Source organism: Micromonospora sp. NPDC049048, assembly GCF_043197615.1.
Taxonomy (GTDB): domain Bacteria; phylum Actinomycetota; class Actinomycetes; order Mycobacteriales; family Micromonosporaceae; genus Micromonospora.
The window spans coordinates 121,521-146,824 of the sequence record NZ_JBICTM010000006.1; the positions used below are offsets into that span (position 1 = coordinate 121,521).

Here is a 25,304-nt window from a genome sequence, read left to right on the forward strand (position 1 = left end):
TGGATAGGTGGGTGGGGGTCAGGCCGGGGTCACCGTCAGGGATTCCTTGGTTTCTGCCAGGTCGACCTTGACCGTGTCGCCGTCGCGGATCTGGCCGGCGAGGAGGGCCTTGGCGAGCTGGTCGCCGATCGCCGTCTGGACGAGGCGACGCAGCGGGCGAGCGCCGTAGATCGGGTCGTAGCCGTGCTCGGCGAGCCACACCCGGGCCGGCTCGGTGATCTCCAGGCCGAGGCGGCGGTCGGCGAGGCGCTTGCGCATCCGGTCGAGCTGGATGTCGACGATGGCCCGCAGGTCGTCCCCGTGCAGCGCGGCGAAGACCACGATGTCGTCGAGGCGGTTGAGGAACTCCGGCTTGAAGTGCGAGCGGACCACCGCGAGGACGCCCTCCCGGCGCTGCTCCTCGGCCAGCGTCAGGTCGCCGATCACCGACGAGCCCAGGTTGGAGGTGAGGATCAGGATCGCGTTGCGGAAGTCCACCGTACGGCCCTGGCCGTCGGTGAGCCGCCCGTCGTCGAGCACCTGGAGCAGGATGTCGAAGACGTCCGGGTGCGCCTTCTCGACCTCGTCGAGCAGGATCACCGAGTACGGCCGGCGGCGTACCGCCTCGGTGAGCTGGCCGCCCTCCTCGTAGCCGACGTAGCCGGGCGGGGCGCCGACGAGCCGGGCGACGGAGTGCTTCTCGCCGTACTCGCTCATGTCGATGCGGACCATGGCCCGCTCGTCGTCGAAGAGGAACTCGGCGAGCGCCTTGGCCAGCTCGGTCTTGCCCACGCCGGTCGGCCCGAGGAAGAGGAAGCTGCCGGTCGGGCGGTCCGGGTCGGCGACACCGGCCCGGGCACGGCGTACCGCGTCGGAGACGGAGCCGACCGCCTCGGCCTGGCCCACCACGCGGGCGCGGAGCGACTCCTCCATCCGCAGCAGCTTGGCGGTCTCGCCCTCCAGCAGCCGGCCGGCCGGGATGCCGGTCCAGGAGGCAACCACGGCGGCGATGTCGTCGGCGCCGACCTCCTCCTTGAGCATCGCGCCCTCGGCCTGGAGCCGGGCCAGCTCCTCCTCGGCCTGCTTCAGCTCGGTCTTGAGGGCGGGGATGCGGCCGTACCGCAGCTCGGCCGCCCGCTCAAGCTCGCCGTCGCGTTCGGCCCGCTCGGCCTCGCCGCCGAGCCGCTCCAGCTCCTCCTTGGCCGTGGAGAGCTTGGTGATGTGGCTCTTCTCCAACTGCCAGCGCTCCGACAGCGCGGTGAGCTGCTCGCGCTTGTCGGCCAGCTCCTTGCGCAGCCGCTCCAGCCGCTCGGCGGACGCGGCGTCCGGCTCCTTGGCCAGCGCCATCTCCTCGATCTCCAGCCGGCGCACCGCCCGCTCGATCTCGTCGACCTCGACGGGCCGGGAGTCGATCTCCATCCGGAGCCGGGACGCGGACTCGTCGACCAGGTCGATGGCCTTGTCCGGCAGGAACCGGTCGGTGATGTAGCGGTCCGACAGGGCGGCGGCGGCGACCAGCGCGGCGTCGGTGATGCGTACGCCGTGGTGCACCTCGTAGCGCTCCTTCAGGCCGCGCAGGATGCCGATGGTGTCCTCGATGGTCGGCTCGCCGACCAGCACCGGCTGGAAGCGCCGCTCCAGGGCCGGGTCCTTCTCGATGTGCTCGCGGTACTCGTCGAGCGTGGTCGCGCCGACCATCCGCAGCTCGCCGCGGGCCAGCATCGGCTTGAGCATGTTGCCGGCGTCCATCGAGCCCTCGCCCTTGCCGGCGCCGACGACGGTGTGCAGCTCGTCGAGGAAGGTGATGACCTGCCCGTCGGAGTTCTTGATCTCCTCCAGGACGGACTTCAGCCGCTCCTCGAACTGCCCCCGGTAGGACGCGCCGGCCACCATCGCGCCGAGGTCGAGCGAGACGAGCTTCTTTTCGCGCAACGACTCGGGCACGTCGCCGGCGACGATCCGCTGGGCCAGGCCCTCGACGATGGCGGTCTTGCCGACGCCCGGCTCGCCGATGAGCACCGGGTTGTTCTTCGTACGCCGGGACAGCACCTGGATCACCCGGCGGATCTCCGAGTCCCGGCCGATGACCGGGTCGATCTTGCCGTCGCGGGCGCTGGCGGTGAGGTCCACGCCGTACTTGGCCAGGGCCTGGTAGGTCTGCTCGGGGTCGGCGGTGGTGACCCGCCGGTCCCCACCACGCACGGTCGGGAACGCGGCGACCAGGTTCTCCTCGGTGGCGCCGGCGTTCTTGAGTGCGACGGAGACCGCGCCGCCGACACGGGCCAGGCCGGCGAGGAGGTGCTCGGTGGAGGTGTACTCGTCGCCGAGCGGCCGGGCGATCTGCTCGGCGGCCCCGATGGCGTTGACGAACTCCCGGGCCAGGGTCGGCTCGGCGATGCTGGAGCCCCGTGCGGCGGGCAGGTTGTCGACCGAGCGCTGGGCCACCCGGCGCAGCTCGGCGGGGTCGGCCCCGACGGCGCGCAGCAGGCCGGCGGCGGTCGAGCCGTCGGTGTCCAGCAGTGACAGCAGCAGGTGCCAGGGCTCCACGGTGGCGTGGCCGCGCTGGTTCGCCAGCGCGACGGCACCGGTGATGGCCTCGCGGCTCTTGGTGGTGAGACGTTCCGTGTTCATGGGCTCCCCCGGGATCGGCGTGTCCACTGGGAAGTGACGTTCCCAGAGTTGAGCCTATTCCGCTCAACCCTAGCCCTGTGAGCTGGATCACTCACGGCCACGATGTCAGCCGCGCGCCCGCCCCGCCGGGCGCGCGGCGCAGGGTGCGTCGTGGTCGGCCCGCAGGGCGCACCGACGGCCGCCGTCGAGCCTGCGGTCGCAGAAGACCCAGTGTCGTACGCCCTGGTCGTCCTCAGTCGACACGGTGATCCCGCCGAGGTCCGCGCGAGCCAGGAAGGCCAGCGACCGGCCGGCGGCGCGGGCGAGCAGCTTGGCCCGCGCCAGGTCGGCGGCGGCGACCGGCAGATGGATGACGTAGCGCCCGGTCATCGCGGCCGGGCCGGGTCGGGAATCGGTCGGGACACGCCGCATCACCCCTTCGCGCTGGAAGGAGCGGCCCGGCCAGGTCCCGGCGGCCGGGCCGCTCCGCCCCACCACCGCAGCCTCCTTCGGCGGTACGGCAGCAGGGCCGATGGAGCCGGGACGGGCCACGGGGGAAGTTCCCGTCCCAGCCGATTGAGCGCTCCAGTGCCATCCGGAAGCGTTCGAGAGGAACCTACAATCGGTACCGGTTGTAGGTCAACGACAAACCACCGATTGCTTGAGATTGGAGGTACCTGCGTGATCGAATGGGCGTGCCATCCGGGGAGTGTGCATGCCCAAGCAGCAGTACCAGATGCTCGCAGACGAGCTACGAAACAAGATCGAATCCGGCGAGTGGCCGCCCGGCGCGAAGTTGCCGAGCAGGGCGCAACTCTGCAAGGAGTACGGCGTCTCGGACACCGTCGTGGGCAAGGCCATGATGATTCTGCGAGCCACCGGGCTGACCGAGACGCTTGAGGGCGTCGGCGTGTTCGTGGCGGAGAAGCACTGACGGGTAACGCTGCGGAAGGCGTACTCCTGATCGGATTCCCAGGTGACGGCAGGGAGTAGCCTGACGGCCGTGCGCGTACGTGTCGAACAGACCGCCCTGCCCGGCATCGGGGTCCGTCACGATCTGCTGACGGAATCCGGCCGCCGCCTCGGCGTCGTCTCCCACCGCAATGGCCGCCGTGACCTCGTCCTGTACGACCCGGACGATCCCGACTCATGTCAGCACGACATTCCGCTGACCGACGACGAGGCGGAGGCGCTCGCCGACATCCTCGGCGCGTCCCTGATGCTGGGCCAGCTCTCCGGGCTGCGCGACCAGGCCGCCGGGCTGCTCACCGAGCAGATCGCCATTCCGGCCGGGTCGAAGTACGTCAACCGGAAGCTCGGCGACACCCAGGCACGCTCCCGTACGAGCGCCTCGATCGTCGCGGTGCTGCGCCACGGCGAGGTGATCGCCTCGCCGGACCCGTCCTTCCGCTTCGCGGCCGGTGACGTGGTGGTCGTCGTCGGGACCCGCAAGGGCCTCGACGGCGTGACAGCCATCCTCGCCGACAGCGACCCGGACGGCTGAGGCGCGGATGCACCACACGACAACACTGCTCATCGAAGTCGGCGCGCTGCTGTTCCTGCTCGGTCTCCTCGGCCGGCTGAGCCGCCGGATCGGCCTCTCGCCCATTCCGCTCTACCTGCTCGCCGGGCTCGCGTTCGGGCACGGCGGGCTGCTCCCGCTCAACGCCAGCGAGGAGTTCTTCGCGGTCGGGGCCGAGATCGGCGTGATCCTGCTGCTGGTGATGCTCGGCCTGGAATATTCGGCCAACGAGCTGGTCGGCAACCTGCGCGCCGCGGCCCCCGCCGGGCTGATCGACGGGCTGCTCAACGCACTGCCGGGGGCCGCGTTCGCGCTGCTGCTCGGCTGGGACTGGGTCGCCGCCCTGGTGCTGGCCGGCATCACCTGGGTCTCCTCCTCGGGCGTGATTGCCAAGGTGCTCGCCGACCTCGGCCGCCTCGGTAACCGGGAGACGCCGGTCATCCTCTCGGTGCTGGTGATCGAGGACCTGGCCATGGCGTTGTACCTGCCCCTGCTGACGGCCGTGCTCGCCGGCACCGGCCTGCTCGGCGGCGGGATCGCGCTCGGCGTGGCGGTCGGCACCGTACTCCTGGTGCTGGTGGTCGCCATCCGGTACGGCAACCTGATCTCCACCGCGATGTCGGCGAAGGACCCGGAGGCGCTGCTGCTCGGCGTACTCGGGATGACCCTGCTGGTGGCCGGCATCGCGGCGAAGCTCCAGGTGTCGGCGGCGGTCGGGGCGTTCCTGGTGGGCATCGCGCTCTCCGGGCCGGTGGCGCACAACGCCACAGAGCTGCTCACGCCGCTGCGTGACCTGTTCGCGGCGGTCTTCTTCGTCTTCTTCGGCCTGGTCACCGACCCCCGGGACATCCCGCCGGTGCTGCTGCCCGCGCTCGCGCTGGCGATCGTCACCATGGCGACGAAGACCCTCACCGGCTATCTGGCGGCCCGCCGGGTCGGCATCGCCGAGCCAGGTCGATGGCGTGCCGGCCTGGGCCTCGTGCCACGGGGCGAGTTCTCCATCGTCATCGCGGGCCTCGCGGTGGCAGCCGGCAGCGTCGAGCCGAAACTGGCGGCGCTCGCTACGGCGTACGTGCTGATCACCGTGGTGACCGGGCCGATGCTGGCGCGGCTGCCCGACTTCGCGTGGTTCAAGCGCTGGCTGCGGCAGCGGGTCGCGGCCCAACAGGCCCGTCCGGCAGTCGTACCGGACTGACCGGAGTTGGCTGGGGGCGGATCGACCGTACGGTCGGCCCGCCCCTGGCCAACGGATGTCGAATTGCTCCCCTCAGGGTCTACCGTCGATCAGCGCTCCGGGTTACCGTTTCGCCCCAACAGCCAGAGCCCGTGGGCGGCGACGCCCCTGCGGACGAGTGCGGAAGGTTGACCGTTGAGCGTGCAGGAGTCGACGTTCCACGGCTTCGCCAACCCCGTCGACCCCACCCCCGTCGAGTTGCGGGCGTGGGCCTACCAGCCTGACTCCGTACCGCTGACGTCGATGCCGCCGGACTGGGACCTGCTGGTCTCCGGCGACCGGCTGGTGGCGGTGCTCTTCGACCTGGCGATGGACCCGTCCTGCCCGGCGCGCCGGTTCGCGCTGCACTGCCTCTACATCTACGCCGCCGACGGCATCCGGACGAACTTCCGCGCCCACCCGAAGCGACGCTTCCGCAAGCTGGTCGAGAAAGCCGAGCGCACCGGCGACGACCTGATGCGCACCTGGGCGTACAACAGTCGGGTGCTGCTGGCCCGCCCGGAACTCTTCGTCTACCGCGACTGGTGCGAGGGCGGCCTGGTCCGGGAAAACCGCCGCATCGCCTGACGCCTCAACGCGAAGACCTGGGCCCTCGCCGGCACCTCAACGTCCCGGCCCGCCTCCGGACGGCGAACGGGCCGGGGCCCCCCGTGGGTCCCGGCCCGCACGTCGGCGGATCGTCAGTGTTCCGATCCGCCCTGTTCCCGGCGTCTCGCCTTGTCCTTGCCATCGTCGGTCCGGTCGGCGAACGCGCCGCCCTTGGCCATGTCGGTGAAGCCGCTCTCGGTGACCCGGTCGAATTTCTCCCGGACGTTCTTCGCCACCTCTTGGAGCCGTTCCTCCGTCTGCTGGGCAACCTTCTTCGCGGCTTCCGTCATGGCTCCCCCTGCCATTGAAGTCCGGATTGAGCGGGTTGGACCTGATTCGCAGGTTAGCGGATCCCGTCCCGCCCCCGCTGGCAAAACGGCAACGTCGCGCGCAAGACGACCGCGCCCGGCCGGGGGAGCGGCCGGGCGCGGTCTGGTGAGGTGGCTTCGTCAGCGTTCGGGGCGGCGGGGACGCCAGACCACCAGCGCGGTCGAGGTGCGGTTGGTGGGCACCAGGTCGCTGCCGGGGAAGCGGGCCAACGCTTCCAGCTCGGCGATCCGGCGGTACGCGGCGTCCAGCTCCGCTTCCAGCCGGGCCACCCGCTGCTGCGCCTCCTCCAGCAACCGCTCCAGCCCGATGATGCGCTTGACCCCGGCCAGGTTGATGCCGTCGTCCTGGCTGAGCCGCTGCACCTCGCGCAGCAGCACCACGTCGCGGACGCTGTACCGGCGCCCGCCGCCGGCGGCACGGCCGGGCTGGACCAGGCCCAGCCGGTCGTACTGGCGCAGGGTCTGCGGGTGCATTCCCGCCATCCGTGCCGCCACCGAGATCATCAGCACCTTGGCCTCGTAGGCAGGGTCACCCGAGCCGACGTACTGGTCCGACATCCCGCTCACCTCCGCGTGCGCTCCACCGAGCCGACTGAACACCGGGTCAACTGAATCGACGTACCCGCGCCTCGAGATGTTCCCGGGCGGCCGGCGGGGTCTGCGCGGCGAAGTTCTCCAGCGCCGCACGCGCCTCGTCGGACACCTTCGCGGGCACGATCACGTCGAGCGTCACCAGCAGGTCGCCCGCCTGGCCGTCCCGGCGGAGGACCCCCTTGCCCCGGGCCCGCAGGATCCGGCCGCTCGGCGTGCCCGGTGGCACCCGCAGGGTCACCGCGCCGTCGAGGGTGGGCACCCGCAGGTCCGTGCCGAGCACGGCCTCCGCGAAGGTGACCGGCACCGTCAGCGTGAGGTCGTCGCCGGTACGCCCGAACAGCTCGTCCGGCCGCACCTTGACGTGTACGAAGAGGTCGCCCGCCGGGCCACCCCGCGCGCCCGGCTCGCCCCGCCCGGCCAGCCGGATCTTCTGGCCGTCCGCCACCCCGGCCGGGAAGCGCACGTTCAGCGTGCGGGTCTTGGTGACCCCGCCGGTGCCCTGGCACTCGGGGCACTTCTCCTCCACGACCGTGCCCACGCCCTGGCAGTTGCGGCACGGCTCGGAGAAGCTGAACGACCCCTGGTTGCGGTTGGTCACCCCGGCCCCGTGGCACACCTGGCAGGTGCGCGGCGAGGTGCCGGGCTTGGCCCCGTTGCCGTGGCAGGTGTCGCAGACGCCCGGGGCGCGCAGCGTCAGCGGCAACGTCACCCCGCGTACGGCGTCGCCGAAGTCGAGGGCCACCTCGGCCTCGACGTCCCGTCCCCGGGCCGGGCCACGGGCCGCCGCACCACCGGCGGGACCGCCCGCGCCGCCGGTGAAGATCGAACTGAACAGGTCCTGGAAGCCGGCCCCGCCGAAGCGACGGTCACCGCCCCCGCCCGCGGCGCCCCCGAACAGGTCGGAGACGTCGAACGGCACGCCGCCGGGCTGGCCCGCGCCCCGGGCCCCGCGCCGGAACGCCCCTGAGCCGAACAGCGACCGCAGCTCGTCGTACTCCCGCCGCTTGGCGTCGTCGCCGAGCACGGCGTACGCCTCGGAGGCCGCCTTGAAACGCTCCTCGGCCTTCGGGTCGCCGGGGTTGTGGTCCGGGTGCGAATCCCGGGCCACCTTCCGGTACGCCTTCTTGACGTCGTCGGCGGAGGCGGCCTTGTCCACGCCCAGCACGGCGTAGAAGTCCTTCTCGATCCAGTCCTTGGAACTCACCGGTCCACCCCCTTCCCTAGCTGGGGACCGACCGTCCCGCCCGCCCTCGGTGGGCGGGCGGGACGGTCCGGTCGTCGTTCCGCACTACTCCGGGTCGGCGACCGCGACCATCGCGGGCCGCAACAGCCGCTCACCGACCTGGTAGCCCCGGCGCATCACCTGCACGCAGGTGGGCTCGGTGACGTCGGCCGAGGTCTGGTGCGCGACCGCCTCGTGCCGGGTCGGGTCGAACGGGTCGCCCTGCTCGCCGAACGGGGCCAGCCCGAACTTGCCGAGCGCCGCGACGAGCTGGTCGGCCACGCTGCCGAACGGCCCGACCAGGTCGCCGTGCTCGCGGGCCCGGTCCAGGTCGTCGAGGATCGGCAGCAGCGCCGCGAGCACCGCGCCGGTCGCCTGCTCGGTGACCAGGCCCTTGTCCCGGTCCACCCGCTTGCGGTAGTTGGCGTACTCCGCCGTCACCCGTTGCAGGTCCCGGGTCCGCTCGTCGAGGTCCTTGCGCAGCGCCTCGAGTTCGGCGCCGAGCCCGGTCGGACCGCCGTCGACCGCCTGGGCCGGGGCGTCCACCACCGGTGGGCCGGTCACCTCGGTCGCCTCGACCTCGATCTCGTCGACGACGACCTCGGACTCCTCGACCAGGCCCTCGGCCGGGGCGTCCGAGCCGGCGTCGGCGGCGGCCGGCTCGGACGTCTCGCTGATCTTGCGGTTGTTGCGGATGACGACCCGCGGCCCGTCGCCGGCCTGCTCGGCGGGCGCGGAGCCACCCGGCGCCGACCCGGTCGCACCCGGGTCGGCAGCTCGTGGCTTCTCCGTCATGGGGCTACCTCATCCCTCTGCCGTGGTTCCGTGTCCGGGGACTGTCACTTCTTGTCCTTGTCCTCGTCCACGATCTCCGCGTCGACCACGTCGTCCGCGCCGCCGGCCTGCGGACCGCCGGTCGCACCCGCGCCGGCAGCACCTGCGGCACCCGGGCCGGCCTCGCCCGGCTGCTCGCCCTGCTGGTTGTAGAGCAGCGAGCCGGCCTGCTGGGAGACCTGCGCCAGCTTCTCGTGCGCCGACTTGATCTTCTCGATGTCCTGGCCGCCGAGCGCGCCGCGCAGCTCGCCGAGCGCCTCGTTGATCTGGTCACGGGACTCCGACGGCAGCTTGTCGCCGCTCTCGGCCAGGAACTTCTCGGTCTGCCACTGGAGCGCCTCGGCCAGGTTGCGGGTCTCGGCCTCCTCGCGGCGACGCTTGTCGTCCTCGGCGTGCTCCTCGGCGTCGCGGCGCATCCGCTCGATGTCGTCCTTCGGCAGCGAGGAGCCGCCGGTGATCGTCATCTTCTGTTCCTTGCCGGTGCCGAGGTCCTTGGCGTGGACGTTGACGATGCCGTTGGCGTCGATGTCGAAGGTGACCTCGATCTGCGGCACGCCGCGCGGCGCCGGCGGGAGGCCGGTCAGCTCGAAGGTGCCGAGCTTCTTGTTGTAGGCCGCGATCTCCCGCTCGCCCTGGAAGACCTGGATCAGCACCGACGGCTGGTTGTCGTCCGCCGTGGTGAAGACCTCGGAGCGCTTGGTCGGGATGGTGGTGTTGCGCTCGATCAGCTTGGTGAAGATGCCGCCCTTGGTCTCGATGCCCAGGCTCAGCGGGGTCACGTCGAGCAGCAGGACGTCCTTGACCTCACCCTTGAGCACACCGGCCTGGAGGGCGGCGCCGACGGCCACGACCTCGTCCGGGTTGACGCCCTTGTTGGGCTCCTTGCCGGTGAGCTGCTTGACCAGGTCGGTCACGGCCGGCATCCGGGTCGAGCCGCCGACCATGATGACGTGCTCGACGTCGGAGACCTTGATGCCGGCGTCCTTCACGGCCTGCTCGAACGGGCCCTTGCAGCGGTCCAGCAGGTCCTGCGTCATCCGCTGGAACTCGGCCCGGCTGAGGGTCACGTCCAGGTGCAGCGGGCCCGCCGCGCCGGCCGTGATGTACGGCAGGTTGATGTTGGTGGTGGTGGCGGCGGACAGCTCGATCTTGGCCTTCTCGGCCGCCTCGCGGAGCCGCTGGAGGGCCATCTTGTCCTGGCCCAGGTCGATGCCGTGCTCGCCGCGGAAGGTCTTCACCAGGTGGTCGATGATCCGCTGGTCCCAGTCGTCGCCACCGAGGTTGTTGTCACCGCTGGTCGACTTGACCTCGACAACGCCCTCGGCCAACTCCAGCAGCGACACGTCGAAGGTGCCGCCACCGAGGTCGAAGACCAGGACGGTCTGCTCCTTGGAGCCCTTGTCCAGCCCGTACGCCAGGGCCGCCGCGGTCGGCTCGTTCACGATCCGCAGCACGTTGAAGCCGGCGATCTCGCCCGCTTCCTTGGTGGCCTGGCGCTGGCCGTCGTTGAAGTAGGCCGGGACGGTGATCACCGCGTCGGTGATCTGCTCGCCCAGGTACGCCTCGGCGTCCCGCTTGAGCTTCATCAGCGTGCGGGCCGAGATCTCCTGCGGGGTGTACTTCTTGCCGTCGATGTCGACGGACCAGTTGGTGCCGATCTCCCGCTTGACCGAGCGGATCGTCCGGTCCGGGTTGGTCACCGCCTGGCGCTTGGCGACCTCACCGACGAGCACCTCGCCGTTGCGGGCGAACGCGACGATCGACGGGGTCGTCCGCGAGCCCTCAGCGTTGGCGATGACGGTGGGCTCACCGCCCTCCAGAACGCTGACGCAGGAGTTCGTCGTGCCGAGGTCGATACCGACCGCACGTGCCATCTTCGCTTCCTCGCTTCATCACGTTGTGGGCAGGTGACGGGCGGGGCCCGTCCGAGCTGCCCGGCGGGCGTCGCCCGCAGCGACCCCACCACAAGTTGAGTGAACTTGACTCAATAGTGCCACGCCCCGCGAAATCGTCAAGTCGAGGTTGAGCGGACCCGACGCAACCCCAGGTTCGTACCGCCCGGTTGTCTTCCCTTGCGTCGGTCGGGCACGCTTTAGCGGTGACGACGCACGGCGATTCCGCCATCCCGTCCGGCACGCCCACCGTCGCAGCCCGCACCGGCCCCATCGACGCCGGGGAGGACCGGCCCGCAACCACGGGGGACGACAACCTGCCCGCCGCACTGGCCGGCCTGCGTGCCGCGATCGGGGCGGCCCGGTTCCCGCTCGCGCTTCCCTCCGCCGAGCCTGCCCGGCGGGCCGGCGGCAACCTCACCGACCAGCTCGACGACTACCTGCTGCCCCGGCTGCGCCGGCTCGACGCGCCGCTGCTCGTGGTGGTCGGCGGGTCCACCGGCGCGGGCAAGTCCACCCTCGTGAACAGCCTGGTGCAGGCGCGGGTGAGTGCCGCCGGCGTGCTCCGCCCGACCACCCGCTCCCCGGTGCTGGTCTGCAACCCCGCCGACTCGGGCTGGTTCCGCCAGGGCGAGCTGCTGCCCGGCCTCACCCGCACCACCGAGCCCAGCGAGGATTCGCGCACCCTGCAACTGGTCACCGCCCCGGCGCTGCCGGCCGGGCTGGCCTTCCTCGACGCCCCCGACATCGACTCGGTGGTCGACGCCAACCGGGCCCTGGCCGGTCAGCTCCTGGCTGCCGCCGACCTCTGGCTCTTCGTCACCACCGCCGCCCGCTACGCCGACGCCGTCCCCTGGGAGCTGCTGCGCAGCGCCCGCGCCCGGGGCGCGGTCATCGCCATGGTGCTGGACCGGGTGCCCGCGGAGGCGGCCGACGAGATCGCCGCCCACCTGTCGGAGATGCTCGCCGCGCAGGATCTGGGGGCCGCCCCGCTCTTCGTGCTGCCGGAGACCTGGGTCGACGGGCAGGGCCTGCTGCCCGAGCGGGTCACCGCGCCACTCGCCGCCTGGTTCGCCCGGCTGGCCGCCGACGCCGACGCCCGCGCCGCCGTGGTGCGGCAGACCCTCGACGGCGCGCTCGCCGCGCTGCACCCGGCGGTCGACGGGCTCGCCGCCGCCGCCGAGGAGCAGATCACCGCCGCCGACGCGCTCGACGAGCGGGTGCTGGCCGCGTACCGGGGGGCGTACCGGACCGTCGGGCAGGGGTTGAAGGACGGCCGGCTGCTCCGCGGCGAGGTGCTGGCCCGCTGGCAGGAGTTCGTCGGCACCGGCGAGTTCTTCCGCACCATGGAGGCCCGCATCGGGCGGCTCCGCGACCGGGTGGTGGCGGCGGTCACCGGCCGGCCCGCGCCCGCGTCCGAGCTGCGCGACGCGATCGAGTCCCAGCTGGTGACCCTGCTGCGGGGCGTCGCCGCCGAGGCGGCCGAGAACGCGTACACCGGGTGGAAGGCCCATCCCGCCGGGGCGGCGCTGCTCGAACCGGAGCTGGCCCACCCCTCCGCCGACCTGCCCGAGCGGGCCGAGCGGCTGGTCCGGGAGTGGCAGCGTGGCGTGCTGGAGCTGGTCCGCGCCGAGGGCGGCGACCGCCGCTTCGTGGCCCGGACGGCCGCGTACGCGGTCAACGCCACCGGGCTCGCCGTGATGATCGCGGTGTTCGCCTCGACGGCGTTCATCCCCACCGGGCTGGAGGTGGCCACCGGGGCCGGCACGACCGTCGCCGCGCAGACCGTGCTCCAGGCGATCTTCGGCGACCAGGCTGTGCGTACGCTGGCCACCAAGGCCCGGGCCGATCTGCTGGACCGGGTGCGGGCCCTGCTCGACGACGAGGCCGCCCGCTACCTGGACCGCACGGCGCAGGCGCGCCCCGCAGCGGACACCGCGGAGGCCCTGCGCGGCGCCGCCAACCGGGTGGAGATCGCCCGCAACCGCAGCGGCCTCGGCGACGCGGCCGTCGCCGGCCCGCCCGGCACCGAGGGTGGAGGGACATGACCAACATCGTCGGGCGGATGCGCGACGCGTTCCGCGGCGACCAACGGGTGGACGCCGACGCGCTCGTCGCCCGCCTCGACGCCGTACGCCGGTTCCTCACGGTCGTCGACGGTCACCTGCCTGACGCGCAGCTCGTGCCCGCCCACACCCTGGTCGAGCGGGCCGGCACCCGGCTCGCGCTCTCCCGCGACCACACGGTGGTGGCCCTCGCGGGCGCGACCGGCAGCGGCAAGTCCAGCCTGTTCAACGCGCTGGCGCGGATGGAACTCTCCGCCGTCGGGGTGCGCCGCCCCACCACCGGTGTCGCGCACGCCTGTGTCTGGGGGCCGCTCGACGGCGGCAACCGGCTGCTCGACTGGGTCGGCGTGCTGCCCCGGCACCGGTTCGTCCGGGAGAGCGTGCTGGACGCCGACGACGAGTCCGCCCTGCACGGGCTGATCCTGCTCGACCTGCCCGACTTCGACTCGGTGCAGCGGTCCCACCAGATGGAGGTGGACCGCCTGCTCGGCCTGGTCGACCTCGTGATCTGGGTGGTCGACCCGCAGAAGTACGCCGACCGCGTCATCCACACCAGCTACCTGCGCGAGTTCCACCGGCACCGGGACGTCACCATGGTCGTGCTGAACCAGGCCGACCGGCTGCCGCCGGCCGAGCTGCCCCGGGTGCTGGCCGACCTGCGCCGGCTGCTCGACACCGACGGCCTGGACGGCGTACCGCTGCTGGCGACCACCGCCGTCGACCCGGCCGGCATGGTCGGGCTGCGGGAGGCGCTGGAACGCACCGTGGCCGAACGGCAGGCCGCGCTGCGGCGGCTCCAGGGCGACGTGGACGCGGTGGTGGCCGGGCTCGACGAGCTGGTCGGCGGCGCCTCGCCGGCCGGCGGGCCGGACGACGGCGCCGTCACCGCGCTGCATCGGGCGCTGGCCGGCGCGGCCGGGGTGCCGGCGGTCGCCGAGGCGGTCGAGCAGGCGTACCGGCACCGGGGCGCCGCCACCACCGGTTGGCCGCTGGTCCGGGGCTGGCGGCGACTGCGGCCCGACCCGCTGCGCCGGCTGCACCTGCCCGGTCCCGCCGCCGGCCGCGACGAGCCGGCGGAGAGCCTCGTCGCCGCGACCTCGGTGCCCGACCCCACCGCCGCCCAACGCTCGGCGCTCGGGCTGGCGATCCGGTCGGTGGCCGAGCGGGCCGGGGCTGACCTGCCCGCCTCCTGGCCCGCGGCGGTGACCGCCGCCGCCCGCTCCCGCCTCAATGTCCTGCCGGACGCGCTCGACCGCGCGGTGGCCGGCACGGACCTCGGCATGGACCGGCGCCCGTTCTGGTGGCGGCTCGTGGGGGGCCTCCAGTGGCTGGTGACCCTGGCCGCGCTGGCCGGGCTGGGCTGGCTGGCGCTCGGCTACGCGCTGCGCGCCCTGGGCCTGCCCGCGCTGGAGCACCCGATGGTGGGCGAGGTGCCGCTGCCCACTCTGCTGCTCCTGGGCGGTCTGCTCGCCGGGCTGCTGGTGGCCGCCCTGACCAGACCGATCCTGCGCTGGGCGGCCCGCCGGGCCCGTCGCCGCGCCGAGCGGCGCCTGACGGCGGCGGTGTCGACGGTGGGCGAGGAGCACGTGCTGACGCCGGTGCGGGAGGTGCTCGCCTCCTACGCCGAGGCCCGCACGGCCCTGCGAGAGGCCGCCGGCCGCTGAGCTGGGACTCCGTGTCCGGCGACCGCGGCTCGGCGGGCACGTGCCGCCGCAGGCGCGACGCAGGGCCGTGACGCGGGCGCGCCGCTCGGGTCGGCTCGTACCGCTCTGGGGCGGGTGGCGGCGTAGGGTCGGTGGATGGGAACGCCTCAGACCCCGTACGACGCGGTGCTGCACGCCGCCCGCGACGTGGCCAAGCTGGACAACGCCCTCGACGCGGAGATGCTCGGCGCGGCCCTGTTGGGCAGCGTCTACTCGGTCGCCGAGACCGAGCGTGACGCCGCCGTCCGGGACTTCGTGGCCGGATTCCTGGCCGCCACCTCCCGCCGCCGCTCGGCCGCGGCGACCACGATCCGCTCCGTCTTCGCCGCGCTGGTCCCCGACGCCGAGGGCACGGGCCGGGTCCGCCCGGGTGCCGCCACCCCCGCCTGGGCCGCCCACCTCGGCCGCGTGCACCTGACCGGCTGCTGGTCCTACGGCGACGTGTACGGGGACCAGACCTCCTACCTGGCGACCTTCGCCTACGACGACCCGGCCGGCGGTTCGCCGCACGCCGTGGTGACGCTGCTCGACCACAACATCGGCATCACCAAGGACGTCTTCGTCGGTGGGCCGCCCGACCGGATCCTCGACCAGGTGCGGCAGATGTGCGCCGGGGACGAACTGACCTGGTTCCGCGACGAGGAGCCGGCCCGGATGCGCGCCGAGGTGACCCGCCACCTGGCGATCACCGACGGCCTGACCGAGCTGCCCGGGGAGGGCTCGCTCGCCACCGACCGCGCCCTGCTCGGCGCCCGCCTGGCCCGGCTGCCCCGGGCGCTCGGCGCGACCCCCGCGCCGGCCGCCGAGCCGCTCTCCGCCGCCGAGCGTACGGAACTGGTGCGCCGGTTCCTCGCCTCGCCCGAGGCGGCCCGCTTCGGCCTGGACGCCATCGACGGGGCGGAGCTGGCCTCGCTGCACTTCTGCCTCAGCCTGCTGCTGGACCACGCGGCCGGCTTCCCGGACGCCGACCCGCTGCGGTGGAGCCCCACGGTGGCCGGGCTGTTCCTGCTCGACTGGGTGCACCGGCGGGCGGTGCTGGACATGGACGACGCCGCGCTGCTGCCCCGGGTGCTGCGCGCCTGGGCCGGGTACGCGGCCCGCAAACGCGGCCTGCCCGAGCGCGCGGTGGCCCAGACCGACACGGCCATCGAGGAGATGGTGCCGGAGTTCGCCCGCCTCTACAGCACCGGCGAGCGCCGCAGCCCCGCCACGGCCGCCGTGGCGCAGCTGATGGCCGACGGCGTCGACCCCGACGACCCGGCCGCCCTCGACGCCTGGATCGAGGCCAACCGCCACCGCCTGACGGACGACCCCGCCTGACCCACGCCCCCTCCCCCTGCTGGTGTCGATCATGCAGTTGTGGTGGGCGGAAAGCGGCTTTCCACGCCCTGTGCGGGGCACCACAACTGCATGATCGACCGCGTCCGGGGCGAGGGTGGGCCGGGTGGGGGGTCAGCGGAGGGGGGCGATGGTCAGGGCCGCGACCAGCGCGCCCAGGGCCAGCCCCGCGAGCACCTGGGGCACCGTGTGGTCGCGCAGGCGCACCCGGGACCACCCGACCAGCACGAGCAGCGGCGCCGTCGCCAGCAACCCGGCACCGAACGTGAGCACCAGCACGACCACCGTCCCCGCGGCCACGGCCGAGTGGATGGAGACCTTCCACCAGTGACTCACCGTCACGGCGACCACCAGGCCGACGAGCCCGGCGGCGGCCAGGGCCAGCACCGGGCGCGGCGCGCCGAGCACCGCGAGCAGGGCCAGCCCGGCGGCGACCGAGCAGAGCCCGAACAGCAGCGGCACGCGGCGCTGCTCACGGACCCCCACGTGATGGTCGGTGAGCCGACCCCGCCACACCCCACCGAGGATGTACGCGAACGGGATGCCGCTGACGAAGAGCGCGGCCAGCAGTCCCCAGGCCAGCCCGTGCGCGCCGCCCCGGGTGCTGTGCCAGCCGACCGTCAGCGTCAGGCCCGAGACCAGGATGGCGGGCGCGGTCAGCTCGGTCACGACCCGGGCGAGCCACAGCGTCCAGCCGGGTCGCGGTACGGCGGTCGGAGGGGTCCGGGGTCCCGCGCCCCGGGCTGACCCTGCCCGCCGCGCCGGCCGGCCACCAGCGCCCGAACCGCCCGATCCGCTCAGCGCCCCGCCTCTGCTCCGCCCCGGGACGCCGCCCGGAACCGCCCGTACCCCGGCGCTCCGACCGGGGCCGGTACCCCGCCGTGGATCACCTGGTGGACCTCGACGAACTCGATCACCCGGCCGTCACGCTGCCGTCGACCGTCACCGTACCCGTGGCCGGCCGTCCGGGTGCCCGCTCCGGCCGGGCCCGCCTGCCGGGCCACGGTCGCTGGCGGTCGGATCGGGGTGGGCGGTCGTCGGATCGGGGTCTGCGGCGGTCGGGGCGGGGTCGCTGGTGGCGGTGGCGGGCGGGTCGTCCGGTGACGGGGAGTCGCTGGGCTCCGAGGTCGCCGTGGGCTCGGGCGAGCGGGTGCTCGTCGGCTCCGCCGAGGTCGGTTCGCCGGTCGGCGTGGGCGCCGGGCTCGGGCTGGGGCTGTGGCTGGGCGAGGGAGACGAGGACGGGGACGGGGACGGCCTCGGGGTCGCCGGAGGCGGCGACGGGACCGGTCGGCCGCCGGGCCGGGGCGGCGGTGGCGGCTTCGGACGCGCCACCGGCCCGTGCGGCGGCGGTGGCGGGGCCGGCGCCGCGACGACCGGCGTACGCGGGAAGGGCGCGAGGGTCCACCACACGTCCGGGGCCGCCACGGAGGGGGACGGGGTCGACGGGACAGCCGGCGGCCGGCTCGTCGCCGGTGCCGGGATCACCACGGGGCCCACCGAGGGGGTCGGGAGGAACGGGGTGCCGCTGTCGGGCAGCGCGGTGCTGCCGACGGTGGCGGAGCCGGTGCTGATCGCGGCGAGGACCGGCATCGTCGCGGTGCCGGCGAGCAGTGCCACGGTGAGCAGGTAGCCCCGGGACGGGCCGCCCGACGCGGGGGCCCGGTGCGCGCCGACCAGCCGGCGGTAGCCACCGGCGGCGCGGTGCCGGCCGAGCAGGGCGGTGGCGGGATCTGGACCTGGCTCGGACACCACGCACTTCCCTTCGTCGGCTCGGACGGCGGACGGGCCCGGTACGGCGACCGACCCGAGCACCCGGGGCACCGCCCGGACACGAGGAAGCGGCAAACCGCCCGACGCGGGGCGATCCCGCGTCAATCAGCCTGGACCAGTGACGCTGGGTCAGCCAACCCTGCACAGCGTGTCGACACGCGTATGTGTCCGAACGGTGACGAACCAGCACCGGATCGGCCGCGCGTCGATGTACCGGACACCGGGCGCCGCAGGTGACGAAGCGGGTCAGCGCCACGGCCCGGGGAAGGCGCACTGTGGGGGCGCTCACGTGTGATGCGAATATGGACCACGACGGCAACGCAGCCACGACCTCCGCGCACCCTCGCGGCAGGCGTGGCTGGGGGCCGGCGCTCCCGAACCGGGTTCGGCCAGAATCCGGCTCGCGCCGCGCGGCAACCCCCACCGGGGCTAGGCGCGGCCGCCAGGAACCCGCCCGGCACCAGCCGGGCAGGCGCACGAGTTGCGCGGCCGGGTGACCCCCCGTCGCCGACGCAGACAGACAGGGAGAGACGGATGGCAAAGGGCGACCCCGGGGTCTCCAGTCGCGGCCGACGAGCCGCACCCCGCTCCAAGAAGGGTGCGACCGGCGACCCGCAGCTGGTGCAGCTGCTCACTCCGGAGGGTGAGCGGATCGAGAGCGCGACCGGCCCGGACGGGACCGAGTACCGCGTCGACTTCACCGACGAGGAGTACCGCGGGCTCTACCGCGACCTCGTGCTGGTCCGCAAGCTCGACGCCGAGGCCACCGCGCTGCAGCGCCAGGGCGAGCTGGGCCTGTGGGCCAGCCTGCTGGGCCAGGAGGCCGCGCAGGTGGGCTCGGGACGCGCGCTGCGTACGCAGGACATGGCCTTCCCGACCTACCGCGAGCACGGCGTCCTCTACTGCCGGGGCATCGACCCGATCATGCCGCTCGGCCTGTTCCGGGGAGTCGACCAGGGCGGCTGGGACCCGAACGAGTTCAAGTTCAACATGTACACGATCGTCATCGGGGCGCAGACCCTGCACGCGACCGGGTACGCCATGGGCGTCCACATGGACGGCAAGACCGGGACCGAGGACGGCGAGGCGGTGATCGCCTACTTCGGCGACGGCGCCAGCAGCCAGGGCGACGTCAACGAGTCGTTCGTCTGGGCCAGCGTCTTCAACGCCCCACTGGTGTTCTTCTGCCAGAACAACCAGTACGCCATCTCGCAGCCGCTGGAGCGCCAGACCCGGGTGCCGCTCTACCAGCGGGCGGGCGGCTTCGGCTTCCCCGGCATCCGGGTGGACGGCAACGACGTGCTCGCGTCGTACGCGGTGACCCGGCACGCGCTGGACAACGCCCGGCTCGGCCAGGGCCCCAGCCTGATCGAGGCCTACACCTACCGGATGGGCGCGCACACCACCTCCGACGACCCGACCCGCTACCGGATCGCCAGCGAGGTCGAGGCCTGGCAGGCGAAGGACCCGATCGCCCGGATGAAGGCGTTCCTGACCCGGCAGCAGCTCGCCGACGCGGACTTCTTCGCGGCCGTCGACGAGCAGGCCCGCACGGAGTCGGTGCACCTGCGCGAGCGGGTGCTCGCCATGCCCGACCCGGAGCCGGTGACGATGTTCGACCACGTCTACCCGCACGGTTCCCCCGAGCTCGACGAGCAGCGGGCGCAGTTCACCAGCTACCTGGAGTCGTTCGAGGGGAGCGCGCACTGATGGCCACGGAGACGCTCACCCTCGGCAAGGCCCTCAACACCGGTCTGCGCAAGGCCCTGGAGAACGACCCGAAGGTCGTCATCATGGGCGAGGACGTCGGCAAGCTCGGCGGCGTCTTCCGGATCACCGACGGCCTCCAGAAGGACTTCGGCGACCAGCGGGTGATCGACACCCCGCTCGCCGAGTCCGGCATCATCGGCACCGCGGTCGGCCTGGCCATCCGCGGCTTCCGGCCGGTCTGCGAGATCCAGTTCGACGGCTTCGTCTACCCCGCGTACGACCAGATCGTGTCGCAGGTGGCGAAGATGCACTACCGCTCGCAGGGCAAGGTGCGGATCCCGATGGTCATCCGGATCCCGTTCGGCGGCGGCATCGGCGCGGTCGAGCACCACTCGGAGTCGCCGGAGGCGTACTTCGCCCACACCGCCGGCCTGAAGGTCGTGTCCTGCGCCAACCCGCAGGACGCGTACACGATGATCCAGCAGGCCATCGCCTCGGACGACCCGATCGTCTTCCTGGAGCCGAAGCGGCGCTACTGGGAGAAGGGCCCGGTCGAGTTGGACGCCCCGCTGTCCGACGCGTACCCGCTGCACTCCTCCCGGGTCGTCCGGCCCGGCACGGACGCCACGGTCCTGGCGTACGGGCCGATGGTGCGGACCTGCCTGGACGCGGCGACCGCCGCCGCCGAGGACGGCCGGGAACTGGAGGTCATCGACCTGCGCTCGCTGTCCCCGTTGGACCTGACCGCCGTGTACGGGTCGGTGAAGCGCACCGGCCGCTGCGTGGTCGTGCACGAGGCCCCGGGCAACCTGGGCCTGGGCTCGGAGATCGCGGCCCGGATCACCGAGGAGTGCTTCTACTCCCTGGAGTCCCCGGTGCTGCGGGTGACCGGCTTCGACACCCCCTACCCGGCCGCCCGGGTCGAGGAGGAGTACCTGCCCGATCTCGACCGGGTGCTCGACGCCGTCGACCGCACCTTCGGCTGGTGAGCGGCATGTCGCGGATCAAGGAGTTCAACCTGCCCGACCTGGGCGAGGGCCTGACCGAGGGGGAGATCCTCGCGTGGCTGGTCAAGGTCGGTGACGTCATCGAGCTGAACCAGCCGATCGTCGAGGTGGAGACGGCCAAGGCGGCCGTCGAGATCCCGGCCAAGTGGGCCGGCCAGGTGCAGGCGATCTTCCACCCGGAGGGGAGCACGGTCGAGGTCGGCACGCCGATCATCGCGATCGACACCGACCCGGGCGCGGGCCCGATCGAGGCGTCGACGACCGGCGCCCCGGACGCCGCCCTGCCCACCCCGTCGGCGGCGTCGCTGGCCGCGGTCCAGGTGGCACCGGCGGAGGGTGCGGTCGAGCCGGGCCTGATCGGCGGTCCCGCCCCGGGTGGGCGTACCGCCGTGCTGGTCGGCTACGGCCCGCGGAGCACGACGGCCAAGCGCCGCCCCCGCCGGGGCGACACGCCGGCGCCGGCCCAGGTGCCGGCCCAGGCCGCTGCGCCGGTCGCACCGGCGCCGCCGGCCCCGGTGGTCACCGCGCCGTCGAACGGTCACGCACCGGCCGGCGGACCGGTGCTGGCCAAGCCGCCCGTACGCAAGCTCGCCAAGGATCTCGGCGTCGACCTGTCCACGCTGACCGGGTCGGGCCCGCTGGGCTCGGTCACCCGGGAGGACGTACAGCGGGCGGCGAGCGCGGCCACGGCGGCGGCCGAGCCGCTCGCGGTGTCGGCTCCGGCCACGGTGGCCGCGAGCTTCGGCGCGGACCGCGAGCAGCGCATCCCCGTCAAGGGGGTACGCAAGCTCACCGCCGAGAACATGTCCCGCTCGGCGTTCACCGCGCCGCACGTCACGGAGTTCCTGACCGTCGACGTGACCCGGGCGATGAAGGCCCTGGACCGGCTCCGCAACCGGCGGGAGTGGCGCGACGTGCGGGTCTCGCCGCTGCTGCTGGTGGCCAAGGCGGTGCTGCTGGCGGTCAAGCGCCACCCGATGCTCAACTCGACCTGGGCCGGCGACGAGATCGTCGTCAAGGACTACGTCAACCTGGGCATCGCGGCGGCCACCGAACGCGGGCTGATCGTGCCGAACATCAAGGACGCCGGCCGGCTCTCGCTGCGCGAGCTGGCGGACGCGATGACCGCCCTGGTGCAGACGGCCAAGGCCGGGAAGACCTCGCCGGCCGACATGTCCGGCGGCACGCTGACGATCACCAACGTCGGCGTGTTCGGAGTGGACACCGGTACGCCGATCCTGCCCCCGGGCGAGTCGGCGATCCTGGCCTTCGGCGCGGTACGCGAGATGCCCTGGGTGCACAAGGGCAAGGTCAAGCCGCGTCAGGTCACCACGCTGGGTCTCTCCTTCGACCACCGGATCATCGACGGTGAGCTCGGCTCGAAGTTCCTGCGCGACATCGGGGAGTTCCTGGCCGATCCGGAGGCGGCTCTGCTCGCCTGGACCTGACGGTCCTGACGCCAGCCGAACGGCCGGTGTGCCACGGGTTGACGCCCGGCACACCGGCCGTTTCCGTTGGGGAAGGAAACGTCGGTCACCAACACCCTCCACCTTCGATCGTTAGGCTGGTGTCCCAGCTCACCTAACAATCGATGGAAGTTCGGGTCGTCTTGGTGTTCAATAGAGACATCAAGGGGCTGACAACCGAATAGCCAGGAGGAGAGACCCATGAGCATGATCGAGCGAATCCGCAACCGCCGCGACGCCAACCGCCGCGCCCGTGCCATCGAGCACGCGCTGCGCTCCGCCAACTCGCCCGCGGTCCGCGACGAGATCCTCGCCATCGCCCAGCGTCACATGAGCTGACGACCCAAAGCCTTCCTCAACTCCTCCAGATCGATGACCCGTCCGGTTGCCCCGGGCGGGTCATCGGCGTTTCGCGGCGGCTGACACCGGGATTCCACCTCGCTCCAGCGCCCGGTACGGTGGGCTTCGGTCGTCGCCCGCCGGCCGGACCAATCGAGTCGACAAGAGCCGCTCGACACCGTCCGGCCACGGGGAGTGACGACTGTGCTCCCCGGACGCCCTCCGGCGGTCACCGGATACGGTGCGGGGAGCCGGCACGGCGGGTACACCGGCGACGCCGGCCACCCTGCCGAGCAGACCGATCGGCAGCGGCGGCCGACAGGTGATGGAGGAGGCGCACGCATGACGTCCGAGGGCACGCACCACCCCGGCCAGCAGCCGGACGAGGTGTCGCCGGGCGCCGGCGGACCGGCGCCGTACGGCGACCGCCCGGCGCAGCAGGACAGTGGATACGGCGCCGGCGCCCCCGACCTGGGCTGGGCGCCCCCGCCCCCGCCGGCGCGACCGAACCCGCCCGCCTGGGGCGCGCAGGGTGAGCAGCCGGCCCCCGCGTGGGCCGCCCAGGCACCGCAGCAGACCGACCCGGCCCAGCCCGGCCAGTGGGGGCCGGCCGGCGGATCGCCGCAGCCGGCGTGGCCGGGTGCGCAGGAGCAGTCCGGGCCGGCCTGGGCCGCCGCCGCCCCGCAGCCGCCGCAACAGCCGCACCCCGCCCCGGAGCAGCCCAACTGGGGGCCGGCCGAGCAGGCGTCGCCCGCCTGGGCACAGCCCGAGCCCGCCGCACGCGGCGCCGCCCGCGTCCCACAGGCCGCACCCGCACCCGCACCCGCCGCCCAGCCCTGGCCCACCCAGGACGACCCCAACCGCTCCGGCGGCTGGAACGCCGAGTCCGCACAGGACCAGGCCCCCGGCTGGGACCCGGCACCGCAGCAGGACGACCCGAACCGCTCCGGCGGCTGGGCCGGCGGCAACCCCCAGCAGGACGACCCCAACCGCTCCGGCGGCTGGGCCGACGGGGGCCAGCAGCAGGAGGAGCAGCCCAACTGGGCACCGGCCGAGCAGGCGTCGCCCGCCTGGGCACAGCCCGAGCCCGCCGCACGCGGCGCCGCCCGCGTCCCGCAGGCCGCACCCGCACCCGCACCCGCCGCCCAGCCCTGGCCCACCCAGGACGACCCGAACCGCTCCGGCGGCTGGGCCGGCGGCGGCCAGCAGCAGGACGAGCAGCCCGGCTGGGACGCCGGTGCGGAGCAGCGTCCGGGCGACGGCCGGGCCACCTCTCACGACGACGCGCCCCGAGGCGACCAGCACCAGGGTGACGAGTGGCCGGCCCGGGACGAGCGCTCCGCACGAGGTGCCGCGTCCGTGCCCGCAGCGCCCGACGACCGGGACGCCAACGGCTGGGGCGCCCCGCCGGCCACCGCCACCCCGCCCGGCCGGGCCTCCGTGCCGGTGCCCGGCGACGGCGGACAGCAGCCGTGGGGTGCCGCGTCGGAGCACCCGCCGCAGTGGGCCGGCAACGCCCCCGAGCGCCCGGCCGTACCGGACGTCGAGCCATGGTCGGCGGACGAGGCGTGGGGCCGCGCGGAGGCGAACGAGCCCGCCCCTTCCCGCGCCGGCAACGGCTGGGAGCCGGAGCGGGCCGAGGAGCCGCCGATCTACCAGCCCCCACCGGGGCCCGGCATCTCGCCGGCCAACGCGGTGCCGCTCCCGCCGCAGGAGCAGCGGGTACCCGGCGCAAGCCTGGCCGCCGCCGCTGGCCCGGGCGACTTCGCCCCGCCGGCCCAGTTCGCCCCCGAGCAGCCTGGCCCGCCGGCGTACGGGCAGGAGCAGCCGGCCTGGGCCCAGGCCGGCTCCCGGCACGACGAGCCGCAGTCGCCCGCCGGCCCGGTGGTCCCCGCCCCGCGCACCTCGCCGGAGGCAGGCGGACGGGCGGGCGTCGCGTCGCCGGAGGCCGCCGAGCCGGGCGCCGGCAGCGTCTCGGCGAGCGCCTCGGTGCCGATGGCCAGCCGGGTCATGCCGCCGGCCGACCAGGACCTGCGGCCGGGTGGTACGCCCGCGCCACAGCCCCGGGTGTACGGCCGGCCGACCCGCCCCGAGCCGACGGACGAGCCGGAGCAGGACGACCCGAACGCACACCGGCCGGACCACGCCCCCGACCCGCGCTTCGACCAGGGACCGGACCCGCGCTTCGGTCAGGGGCCCGACCCGCGCTTCGCGCAGGGGCCCGAGCTTCGGTTCGACCAGGAGCCGCGCTTCGGCCAGGCCCAGGAGAACCGGTTCGACCAGGGCCCCGAGGCCCGCTTCGACCAGGGCCAGGACAACCGCTTCGACCAGCCGGACGCCCGCTTCGACCAGCCGGACGCCCGCTTCGACGACCGGGCGCCGGGCGGAACCGCCGTCTTCGGCGCGGTCTCCCCGGTGGCGCCCGCCTCGCCGGCCGCACCCCCCGCCTTCCCGCCGGGCGTGCCCTCCTTCGTCGACGCACCGGCCAACGCCCGGCCGGTCAACGGGGTCCGGCCGCACGACAGCGCGGAGCCACCCGCCGACCCCTTCGGTACGCCGGCCGCCGGTGGCGCGGCACCCGGCTACGGCCCCGGCCCGGCCGCTGAGCCCGCGCCGGGCGGCGGGTTCCCGCCTGCCTTCCCGCCCCCGCAGCAGCCCGGCTCCTCGTGGGACCAGGGCGGCACGGACCAGGATCAGGGACGGTTCGACTCGTTCAAGCCCATCGCGGAGCCGAAGGCCGAGCCCCCCACGCCCAAGGTCCGCAACGGTCGGGTGCTCGCGGCGGTGCTCGTCGCGGCGATTCTCATCCTGGCGGTGCCGCTGGGCCTGCTCATGCTGCTCGGCAAGGTCGGCGGCGACGATCCGGCCCCGGCGTTCGACCCGGCCGTCGGCAGCTGCGTCAAGAAGTCGGGCGAGAACGCGGCGGCGGCGGAGTGTGGCGAGGCGGGCGCCTTCACCGTGGTCTCCAAGGTGGACGCCAAGGACAAGTGCGCCGACCCGAGCCAGCCGTACGTGGTGCTCCAGGGCGGCGGGGCCAACCGGGTGCTCTGCCTCAAGCCGGCAGGCCAGTAACTCACAGTGTGACGGCGGGGCCACGGTCA

At 73.8% G+C, this 25,304-nt stretch carries 21 protein-coding genes; 13 read left to right on the top strand and 8 right to left on the bottom strand.

Going from position 1 to position 25,304, the window contains the following annotated elements; genetic code table 11:
• Nucleotides 1-18: 18 nt before the first annotated feature.
• Together clpB and ACGFIG_RS20145 are read right to left on the bottom strand one after the other, a co-directional pair.
• The gene (gene clpB / locus ACGFIG_RS20140) at nucleotides 19-2,610 is read right to left on the bottom strand and encodes an ATP-dependent chaperone ClpB (RefSeq protein WP_393004944.1); all 2,592 of its coding nucleotides are present in this window, start codon (nucleotides 2,608-2,610) and stop codon (nucleotides 19-21) included.
• Between the two features lie 105 nt (nucleotides 2,611-2,715).
• Nucleotides 2,716-2,979, bottom strand: a complete 264-nt coding sequence (locus ACGFIG_RS20145; RefSeq protein ID WP_393005579.1) for a hypothetical protein — start codon at nucleotides 2,977-2,979, stop codon at nucleotides 2,716-2,718.
• 325 nt (nucleotides 2,980-3,304) lie between these two features.
• Between ACGFIG_RS20145 and ACGFIG_RS20150 the strand changes: the two genes are divergently transcribed.
• The 4 genes from ACGFIG_RS20150 to ACGFIG_RS20165 all read left to right on the top strand — a co-directional run bounded on the left by ACGFIG_RS20150 (nucleotide 3,305) and on the right by ACGFIG_RS20165 (nucleotide 5,912).
• The gene (locus ACGFIG_RS20150) at nucleotides 3,305-3,523 is read left to right on the top strand and encodes a winged helix-turn-helix domain-containing protein (protein WP_393004946.1); all 219 of its coding nucleotides are present in this window, start codon (nucleotides 3,305-3,307) and stop codon (nucleotides 3,521-3,523) included.
• A 69-nt stretch (nucleotides 3,524-3,592) separates the two neighbouring features.
• Nucleotides 3,593-4,093, top strand: coding sequence for a cation:proton antiporter regulatory subunit (locus ACGFIG_RS20155; RefSeq protein WP_121397280.1), 501 nt, complete (start codon nucleotides 3,593-3,595; stop codon nucleotides 4,091-4,093).
• Between the two features lie 7 nt (nucleotides 4,094-4,100).
• Nucleotides 4,101-5,306 carry a cation:proton antiporter gene (locus ACGFIG_RS20160; protein ID WP_393004948.1) on the top strand — a complete coding sequence of 402 codons (1,206 nt, stop codon included), beginning with the start codon at nucleotides 4,101-4,103 and terminating at the stop codon, nucleotides 5,304-5,306.
• A 174-nt stretch (nucleotides 5,307-5,480) separates the two neighbouring features.
• The gene (locus ACGFIG_RS20165) at nucleotides 5,481-5,912 is read left to right on the top strand and encodes a hypothetical protein (protein ID WP_393004950.1); all 432 of its coding nucleotides are present in this window, start codon (nucleotides 5,481-5,483) and stop codon (nucleotides 5,910-5,912) included.
• 113 nt (nucleotides 5,913-6,025) lie between these two features.
• Here ACGFIG_RS20165 and ACGFIG_RS20170 read toward each other — a convergent pair whose 3' ends face one another.
• The 5 genes from ACGFIG_RS20170 to dnaK form a co-directional block, all read right to left on the bottom strand.
• Nucleotides 6,026-6,223: a hypothetical protein gene (locus ACGFIG_RS20170; RefSeq protein ID WP_393004952.1), complete on the bottom strand. Its 198-nt coding sequence runs from the start codon at nucleotides 6,221-6,223 to the stop codon at nucleotides 6,026-6,028.
• Between the two features lie 159 nt (nucleotides 6,224-6,382).
• Nucleotides 6,383-6,820: a heat shock protein transcriptional repressor HspR gene (locus ACGFIG_RS20175; protein WP_393004954.1), complete on the bottom strand. Its 438-nt coding sequence runs from the start codon at nucleotides 6,818-6,820 to the stop codon at nucleotides 6,383-6,385.
• A gap of 46 nt (nucleotides 6,821-6,866) precedes the next feature.
• Nucleotides 6,867-8,060, bottom strand: a complete 1,194-nt coding sequence (gene dnaJ, locus ACGFIG_RS20180) for a molecular chaperone DnaJ (RefSeq protein WP_393004956.1) — start codon at nucleotides 8,058-8,060, stop codon at nucleotides 6,867-6,869.
• Nucleotides 8,061-8,144: 84 nt separating this feature from the next.
• Nucleotides 8,145-8,873, bottom strand: a complete 729-nt coding sequence (grpE, locus tag ACGFIG_RS20185) for a nucleotide exchange factor GrpE (protein ID WP_393004958.1) — start codon at nucleotides 8,871-8,873, stop codon at nucleotides 8,145-8,147.
• 44 nt (nucleotides 8,874-8,917) lie between these two features.
• Complete coding sequence (gene dnaK, locus ACGFIG_RS20190; RefSeq protein WP_393004960.1) at nucleotides 8,918-10,786, bottom strand: molecular chaperone DnaK; 1,869 nt, start codon at nucleotides 10,784-10,786, stop codon at nucleotides 8,918-8,920.
• Between the two features lie 224 nt (nucleotides 10,787-11,010).
• Between dnaK and ACGFIG_RS20195 the strand changes: the two genes are divergently transcribed.
• From ACGFIG_RS20195 to ACGFIG_RS20205, 3 genes are all read left to right on the top strand, one after another.
• Nucleotides 11,011-12,852: an ABC transporter gene (locus ACGFIG_RS20195; RefSeq protein ID WP_393004962.1), complete on the top strand. Its 1,842-nt coding sequence runs from the start codon at nucleotides 11,011-11,013 to the stop codon at nucleotides 12,850-12,852.
• Entirely contained in the window at nucleotides 12,849-14,534 is a 1,686-nt protein-coding gene (locus ACGFIG_RS20200) for a GTPase (protein WP_393004964.1), read from the top strand. The genes ACGFIG_RS20195 and ACGFIG_RS20200 overlap by 4 nt, the downstream gene beginning before the upstream one ends.
• A gap of 135 nt (nucleotides 14,535-14,669) precedes the next feature.
• Nucleotides 14,670-15,893, top strand: coding sequence for a hypothetical protein (locus ACGFIG_RS20205; protein WP_393004966.1), 1,224 nt, complete (start codon nucleotides 14,670-14,672; stop codon nucleotides 15,891-15,893).
• Between the two features lie 132 nt (nucleotides 15,894-16,025).
• Here the strand turns inward: ACGFIG_RS20205 and ACGFIG_RS20210 are convergent, their stop codons facing one another.
• Nucleotides 16,026-16,580: a phosphatase PAP2 family protein gene (locus ACGFIG_RS20210; RefSeq protein WP_393004968.1), complete on the bottom strand. Its 555-nt coding sequence runs from the start codon at nucleotides 16,578-16,580 to the stop codon at nucleotides 16,026-16,028.
• A gap of 406 nt (nucleotides 16,581-16,986) precedes the next feature.
• Here ACGFIG_RS20210 and ACGFIG_RS20215 point away from each other — a divergent pair, with 406 nt between their 5' ends.
• From ACGFIG_RS20215 to ACGFIG_RS20240, 6 genes are all read left to right on the top strand, one after another.
• Nucleotides 16,987-17,541 (top strand): hypothetical protein, encoded by a 555-nt coding sequence (locus tag ACGFIG_RS20215; RefSeq protein ID WP_393004969.1) that lies wholly within the window; start codon nucleotides 16,987-16,989, stop codon nucleotides 17,539-17,541.
• Between the two features lie 674 nt (nucleotides 17,542-18,215).
• The gene (gene pdhA, locus ACGFIG_RS20220; protein ID WP_393004971.1) at nucleotides 18,216-19,391 is read left to right on the top strand and encodes a pyruvate dehydrogenase (acetyl-transferring) E1 component subunit alpha; all 1,176 of its coding nucleotides are present in this window, start codon (nucleotides 18,216-18,218) and stop codon (nucleotides 19,389-19,391) included.
• Nucleotides 19,391-20,380: an alpha-ketoacid dehydrogenase subunit beta gene (locus ACGFIG_RS20225; RefSeq protein WP_393004973.1), complete on the top strand. Its 990-nt coding sequence runs from the start codon at nucleotides 19,391-19,393 to the stop codon at nucleotides 20,378-20,380. The genes pdhA and ACGFIG_RS20225 overlap by 1 nt, the downstream gene beginning before the upstream one ends.
• A 5-nt stretch (nucleotides 20,381-20,385) precedes the next feature.
• On the top strand, nucleotides 20,386-21,846 hold the full coding sequence (locus ACGFIG_RS20230; RefSeq protein ID WP_393005581.1) for a dihydrolipoamide acetyltransferase family protein: 1,461 nt from the start codon (nucleotides 20,386-20,388) through the stop codon (nucleotides 21,844-21,846).
• 219 nt (nucleotides 21,847-22,065) lie between these two features.
• Nucleotides 22,066-22,203 (top strand): hypothetical protein, encoded by a 138-nt coding sequence (locus ACGFIG_RS20235; protein ID WP_167180486.1) that lies wholly within the window; start codon nucleotides 22,066-22,068, stop codon nucleotides 22,201-22,203.
• A 342-nt stretch (nucleotides 22,204-22,545) separates the two neighbouring features.
• Nucleotides 22,546-25,275 carry a hypothetical protein gene (locus ACGFIG_RS20240; RefSeq protein WP_393004975.1) on the top strand — a complete coding sequence of 910 codons (2,730 nt, stop codon included), beginning with the start codon at nucleotides 22,546-22,548 and terminating at the stop codon, nucleotides 25,273-25,275.
• The last annotated feature ends 29 nt before the right edge of the window (nucleotides 25,276-25,304 follow it).

What these genes read in the sequence shown, in the direction of transcription:
- clpB (WP_393004944.1), bottom strand. Translation starts at nt 2,610, where the DNA reads ATGAACACGGAACGTCTCACCACCAAGAGCCGCGAGGCCATCACCGGT.
- ACGFIG_RS20145 (WP_393005579.1), bottom strand. Translation starts at nt 2,979, where the DNA reads ATGACCGGGCGCTACGTCATCCATCTGCCGGTCGCCGCCGCCGACCTG.
- ACGFIG_RS20150 (WP_393004946.1), top strand. Translation starts at nt 3,305, where the DNA reads ATGCCCAAGCAGCAGTACCAGATGCTCGCAGACGAGCTACGAAACAAG.
- ACGFIG_RS20160 (WP_393004948.1), top strand. Translation starts at nt 4,101, where the DNA reads ATGCACCACACGACAACACTGCTCATCGAAGTCGGCGCGCTGCTGTTC.
- ACGFIG_RS20170 (WP_393004952.1), bottom strand. Translation starts at nt 6,223, where the DNA reads ATGACGGAAGCCGCGAAGAAGGTTGCCCAGCAGACGGAGGAACGGCTC.
- ACGFIG_RS20175 (WP_393004954.1), bottom strand. Translation starts at nt 6,820, where the DNA reads ATGTCGGACCAGTACGTCGGCTCGGGTGACCCTGCCTACGAGGCCAAG.
- grpE (WP_393004958.1), bottom strand. Translation starts at nt 8,873, where the DNA reads ATGACGGAGAAGCCACGAGCTGCCGACCCGGGTGCGACCGGGTCGGCG.
- dnaK (WP_393004960.1), bottom strand. Translation starts at nt 10,786, where the DNA reads ATGGCACGTGCGGTCGGTATCGACCTCGGCACGACGAACTCCTGCGTC.
- ACGFIG_RS20200 (WP_393004964.1), top strand. Translation starts at nt 12,849, where the DNA reads ATGACCAACATCGTCGGGCGGATGCGCGACGCGTTCCGCGGCGACCAA.
- ACGFIG_RS20205 (WP_393004966.1), top strand. Translation starts at nt 14,670, where the DNA reads ATGGGAACGCCTCAGACCCCGTACGACGCGGTGCTGCACGCCGCCCGC.
- pdhA (WP_393004971.1), top strand. Translation starts at nt 18,216, where the DNA reads ATGGCAAAGGGCGACCCCGGGGTCTCCAGTCGCGGCCGACGAGCCGCA.
- ACGFIG_RS20225 (WP_393004973.1), top strand. Translation starts at nt 19,391, where the DNA reads ATGGCCACGGAGACGCTCACCCTCGGCAAGGCCCTCAACACCGGTCTG.
- ACGFIG_RS20230 (WP_393005581.1), top strand. Translation starts at nt 20,386, where the DNA reads ATGTCGCGGATCAAGGAGTTCAACCTGCCCGACCTGGGCGAGGGCCTG.
- ACGFIG_RS20235 (WP_167180486.1), top strand. Translation starts at nt 22,066, where the DNA reads ATGAGCATGATCGAGCGAATCCGCAACCGCCGCGACGCCAACCGCCGC.
- ACGFIG_RS20240 (WP_393004975.1), top strand. Translation starts at nt 22,546, where the DNA reads ATGACGTCCGAGGGCACGCACCACCCCGGCCAGCAGCCGGACGAGGTG.